Source organism: Alkalibaculum sporogenes (genome assembly GCF_009362815.1).
In the GTDB taxonomy this organism is placed as follows: domain Bacteria; phylum Bacillota; class Clostridia; order Eubacteriales; family Alkalibacteraceae; genus Alkalibaculum_A; species Alkalibaculum_A sporogenes.
Genome location: NZ_WHNX01000066.1, coordinates 1 through 5,698, shown reverse-complemented (window position 1 = coordinate 5,698; position 5,698 = coordinate 1). Strand labels below are relative to the sequence as shown.

The following is a 5,698-nucleotide window of genomic DNA, read 5'->3' as shown; positions in this document are numbered from 1 at the left end:
CCCATATCCTCAGATATGAAAGATTATAATAAAATAGTGGACCATAATTCAATTAATATTAATCGAATTACTGGACCACTTTTAAATTACCATAAACAATTATGATGAGTTTTTTAATTTGTAAGGAATTAAATTGTCTTACTGTTAAAACCTAATCGGTTATTGATAACATCCTGCAAGACTCTTATTATCATACTAGAATAGAAAAATCAACTATTTTAATTGACTAAGACAATAATATGCGATAAGATGAAAATTAACAAAGTAAATATTCTAGAAATAAGGTGAAATACTTGATAGGATTGGAATATATTCTGAGTCTATATAACATACAACATGTAGAACTAGCAGAGAAATTAGGCATAAAGAAACAGAATATTAATATGTGGATAAAGAGAAGACAAAAAATTCCTAAAAAATATCTCCCTATACTTGAAGAATTATTTGGAGTAGCAAGCACCTATTTTAATAGAGAATTATCTGAAATAGAAAAGCTGGAAATCCAAAAAGAGAAACTAAAAAAAGATCTGAAGCCAGTCATAATGAAGCATGAACAACAGTTTGAGATTGGCGAAACCAACGATATAATAGAAGTGCCTGTTTATGACAAAGAAGAGATGAATACCATAGAGCGAGATATCGAAAAGGCGAAGTTGGTATCCAGATTCAAAGAAGCGTTAGATGTTGTTGATCAAAATCCTTATATGGATACTTACAAAATTATTGTTGAACTAATGGAAAAAGTACAACATGAAGCTGTTTTACACAAGACAGTTGAGGCGTTAGCTCATTACTACGAGGTATTACCTGATTGGGTAAATAGCGAACCTGAACAAGAAGGATTTGAAGTAGAAATTTTTGAAGTATTTGATGATCATAATTATTAACCTGCCTGCCTGAAGGCGCAGGTAAAACAATGGAGAAAAAATATAATGGCTACTACAGGGAATATTGGATTTGAAGAAGAACTAAGGAAAGTCAGTATTGTTAAACCAAGTGTTAATATACAGATGAAATTTCAAGACATGATATTCAATATTCTAAGAAAATTAAATGTTATTGAAAAAGAGAATGAGAAATTATCACTATTAAGAGATACCCTCCTCCCCAAACTCATGTCAGGAGAAATCAGAGTACCACCCGATACACAAGGTGAAGTATCATGAAATTTGGACTGCGAAAACCAAGCTTAAAGAAAAGATTATCAGCTCGAACTAGTTTAACTCATATGCGCCAAAGGCAGGCATAAAAAAAGTAAGTAGGAGGTGCAGTGTGAATAAATCTGAAATGTTGATGTTTCAAACAGAAGATGGACAAACAAAGATAGAAGTAACCATGGTTGAGGATACAGTTTGGTTAAGTCAAGCACAGCTTTGTGAGCTATTTCAACGTGATAAATCAGTAATTTCAAGGCACATCAATAATATCTTTAAAGAAGGTGAACTTGATATAAATTCAGTTGTTGCAACTTTTGCAACAACTGCTTCAGACGGGAAAAATTATGATGTTAGGTATTATAACCTTGATGTAATAATCTCTGTTGGTTATCGTGTGAAATCTCATCGAGGTACCCAATTTCGGATATGGGCTACAGAGCGGTTAAAAGAGTATATCATAAAAGGTTTTACCATGAATGATGACCTTTTAAAAAATGCCGGTGGTGGCAATTACTTTGATGAATTGCTTGAGCGCATTCGTGATATCCGGTCTTCTGAGAAAGTATTCTGGAGAAAGGTTCTAGATATCTATGCAACCAGTATAGATTATTCACCAAGTACGGAAACTTCCATTACTTTTTTTAAAACCATACAAAACAAAATGCATTGGGCAGCGCATGGCCATACTGCCGCTGAGTTAATCTACGCTAGAGTCGACGCTGGTAAACCTTATCTTGGTATGAGAAGCTTTAAGGGAAAGAAACCTACAAAAGCAGAAGTTACGGTTGCAAAGAATTATTTACATGAAGACGAACTGAATCTTTTGAATAGAATTGTAACAGCGTATTTAGAATTTGCTGAGCTACAAGCATTACGAAAAAAGCCTATGTATATGGCTGACTGGATACAAAAATTAGATGACTTCCTAAGAATTACAGACAATGAAGTTCTAAGTAATGCAGGTAAAATAAGTCATGGCATGGCAATAGACAAAGCGCAGCTTGAATACGAGAAGTATCATCACCAAGAGATCAATGGTCTTTCATCTGTAGAGGAACATTTCATTTCAACCATTGAATCTGTTGAAAATCAGGTTAAGAGTTTAAAGACCAGGGGGAATCGAAATGACTAGCTTCAATGAACACTTTACGGAGATTTACTGGAAGAAGCAGCGATTGAAATATTACAAGACTTAGGCTATGAATATGCCTTTGGACCGGATATTTCATTAGGTGGTGACGCAGAGGAGCGAAATGATTATCGTGAGGTCATACTTGAATCACGGGTGAAAGATGCTCTTTTTAAGATTAATAGGAATTTACCACATGAAGCACTAGAAGATGCCTATCGCCAAATCATTACATACAACAGCCCTATGCTCGAAGAAAACAATCGATATTTTCATAAATTATTAATAGAAGGCATTGAAGTTTCATTTAAAGAGAAGGGGCATGTTAGAACAAAAAGAGCTTTTATCATTGACTTTAATCAAATGAAGAACAATGAATTTTTAGTAGTAAACCAATTTACCATCATAGAAAATGAAGAGCGAAGACCCGATCTAATTATCTTCATTAATGGTATTCCGTTAGTCTTAGTTGAGCTAAAATCTGCCAGTGATGAAAATGTAGGGATTGAAAGTGCCTATAACCAAATTCAAACTTATAAGAAGGACATTCCATCATTTTTCAAGTACAATGCGTTTTGTATTCTGTCTGATGGAATTAATGCCAAGGCTGGAACCATTACATCCAATGAAGAACGGTTTATGAACTGGAGAACAGTAGATGGAATAGATATTGAGCTACTTTCAAAGCCACAATATGAAGTGCTTTTTAACGGTATGTTAGCAAAAGAAAGAGTGCTGGATATTATTGAAAACTTCATTTTATTCCAAGAATCAAGGGAAGAAGATAAAGACGAAAATGGGTTAAAATTAGGAGATAAAAAGTCTATCATTAAGATACTTGCTGCTTATCACCAGTACTTTGCTGTTAAAAAGGCAGTTGAAAAAACCAAAGAAGCAACCAAAGAAGATGGAGACAGAAAAATCGGTATTGTCTGGCATACGCAAGGGTCTGGAAAAAGTTACTCCATGGTTTTCTATACAGCGAGTTTAGTAAGAGAGTTTAACAATCCAACCATTGTTGTTATAACAGATAGAAACGATTTAGACGACCAATTATTCTCAACATTTGCGAAGTCTCAAGATATATTAAGACAAACTCCTAAACAAGCTAATATTAGAAAACTAAAGGATCATCAAAAGACTGGGCAATCAGCAAGTGACTCCGTAGAGATCAATGGTCTATATGATTTGTTAAATGATAGAGAATCTGGTGGAATTATATTTACCACGATTCAAAAGTTCAAGCCAGAAGATGGAGAAATGCCTGTACTTACTGATCGTAAGAATGTCATTATTATTGCAGATGAGGCCCACAGAAGTCAATACGGTCTAGATGCAAAAGCAGATATGAAAACAGGTGAAGTCAAATACGGCTACGCCAAATATTTGAGAGATGCCCTGCCTAACGCTTCCTTTATCGGATTTACTGGTACGCCTATTGACCTAGAGGATCGATCGACGACAGCAGTATTTGGACATTGTATCGATACCTATGACATGACAAGAGCCGTTGAAGATGAAGCAACCGTAAGAATTTATTATGAAAATAGAATTATCAAGCTTGATGCGGATAATGAAGAACTGATTAAAATTGATGATGAGTTTGAAGAAATTACTGAAGGCCAAGAAGATAACGAAAGAGATAAAAACAGAACCAAATGGACTCGACTTGAAGCAGTTGTAGGGTCGCCAAATAGAATTAAAAAATTGGCAGAGGATATTATCAATCACTACGAAGAAAAATCTAAGACCATTGATGGGAAAGCTATGGTAGTTTGTATGAGCAGACGTATCTGTGCAGAGCTATATGATGCAATAGTTCAAATTAGACCTGATTGGCATAGTGATGATATGAATAGTGGTAAAGTGAAAGTCGTTATGACTGGAAGTGCGGCGGATAATGAAAAACTCCAACAACATGTAGGAGGGAAACAACGCAGAGATACTTTGGCAAAAAGAATGAAAGACAATAGTGATGAGCTTAAGATTGTTATTGTACGGGATATGTGGCTTACTGGATTTGATGTACCTTCTCTTCATACTATGTACATTGATAAGCCAATGAAAGGACATAACTTGATGCAGGCTATTGCAAGGGTTAATCGTGTGTTTAAAGAAAAGTCTGGTGGGGTTGTCGTTGATTATCTTGGGATACTTGAGAGCCTAAAAAGTGCATTAAATCAATATACAAATAGTGATCGAAAGAATACAGGAATTGATGCAAATGTAGCCATAGCAATAATGCTTGAAAAGTTAGAAATACTAAAAGATATGATGCACGGATTTGACTATTCAAAGTATATGGGGACATCGCAAGTAGAGAGAATCAGAGCCATAGTTGGCGGAATGGATTTTATTTTTGGTAGACCTGAAAAGGATCAAAAGGAATTTAAAAAGCTTGCTATAGAACTGGCAAAATCTCATTCCTTGTGCGCTGCAACAGATATTGGGAAATCAAAAGCTTTAGAAATAAGTTATTTTAAAGCGGTGAAAGCCAGCTTGGTCAAATTGAAAGAAAAAGAACAAATAGCTCTTTCTAAAAGAGAAGTAGAAGCCAGGCTTCATCAGATGTTAGAACGTTCTATCATATCAGAAGATGTAATTGATGTATTTGAGGCAATGGGTATCAAGCGTCCAGAAATCTCTATTCTATCCGAAGATTTTTTACATGAAGTCAGAGCGATGAAGCAAAAGAATCTAGCAGTAGAGATGCTCAAAAAGTTGCTTGAAGGCAACATCAAAGCAATGGAAAAGAGAAATCTAGTAAAGTCCGAAAAATTTTCTGAAAAGCTGAAGAAAGCCCTTAACAAATACCGAAACCAAGCGATCACTAATGCAGAAGTCATTGAAGAGCTGATTAAAATGGCTCATGAAATTAAGAAGATGAAGGAACAAGAAGCCAACCTCGGTATGAATGAAGATGAAATTGCCTTCTATGACGCCTTAACTGCAGATGATATTGTAAGAGAGTTCATGGAAGATGAAACCCTTAAGAAGATTGCTCACGAATTAACCCTAGCAATCAGAAATAACATCACCATAGACTGGAGCATCAGAAAAAGCGCTCAAGCTAGTATGAGGAAGATTATAAAAAGACTACTAAAGAAGTACGATTATCCACCAGATCAAGCATTAGAAGCGCTTAAAGTCGTCATGCGACAAGCTGAAAAAATGTGTGGTAATGTATATGGAGAAGAGACTTGGTATGAAAAAGTGGCAGAAGATGATGAGGAATATATAGATTATATCTAGGGGACACATTGAAGTGTCCCCTAGTCGTCTTCAGGAATAAGACACGATTAGCTATAAAACAGAGAATGTAATTATTTCTGTGTCCTAGGAAAGAATGTATCTTTCTTAAGCAAAAATAGATATGTACTGAGAAGCCGAAAAAACAAACTTCTCAATAGCT

General features: G+C 35.2%; 4 protein-coding genes. All 4 read left to right on the top strand.

Annotation, left to right across the window (positions count from 1 at the left end):
• The first annotated feature begins 284 nt into the window (after positions 1 to 284).
• Entirely contained in the window at positions 285 to 887 is a 603-nt protein-coding gene (locus tag GC105_RS16435; RefSeq protein ID WP_343030068.1) for a helix-turn-helix domain-containing protein, read from the top strand.
• Positions 888 to 932: 45 nt separating this feature from the next.
• On the top strand, positions 933 to 1,166 hold the full coding sequence (locus GC105_RS16430; RefSeq protein WP_152807004.1) for a restriction endonuclease subunit S: 234 nt from the start codon (positions 933 to 935) through the stop codon (positions 1,164 to 1,166).
• A 121-nt stretch (positions 1,167 to 1,287) separates the two neighbouring features.
• Positions 1,288 to 2,289 carry a virulence RhuM family protein gene (locus GC105_RS16425; protein ID WP_152807008.1) on the top strand — a complete coding sequence of 334 codons (1,002 nt, stop codon included), beginning with the start codon at positions 1,288 to 1,290 and terminating at the stop codon, positions 2,287 to 2,289.
• A 27-nt stretch (positions 2,290 to 2,316) separates the two neighbouring features.
• Positions 2,317 to 5,538, top strand: a complete 3,222-nt coding sequence (locus GC105_RS16420) for a type I restriction endonuclease subunit R (RefSeq protein ID WP_152807002.1) — start codon at positions 2,317 to 2,319, stop codon at positions 5,536 to 5,538.
• Positions 5,539 to 5,698: the final 160 nt, after the last annotated feature.

Bases quoted from the DNA above. Each gene is read 5' to 3' on its own strand.
- GC105_RS16430 (WP_152807004.1), top strand. From the start codon at position 933: ATGGCTACTACAGGGAATATTGGATTTGAAGAAGAACTAAGGAAAGTC.
- GC105_RS16425 (WP_152807008.1), top strand. From the start codon at position 1,288: ATGTTGATGTTTCAAACAGAAGATGGACAAACAAAGATAGAAGTAACC.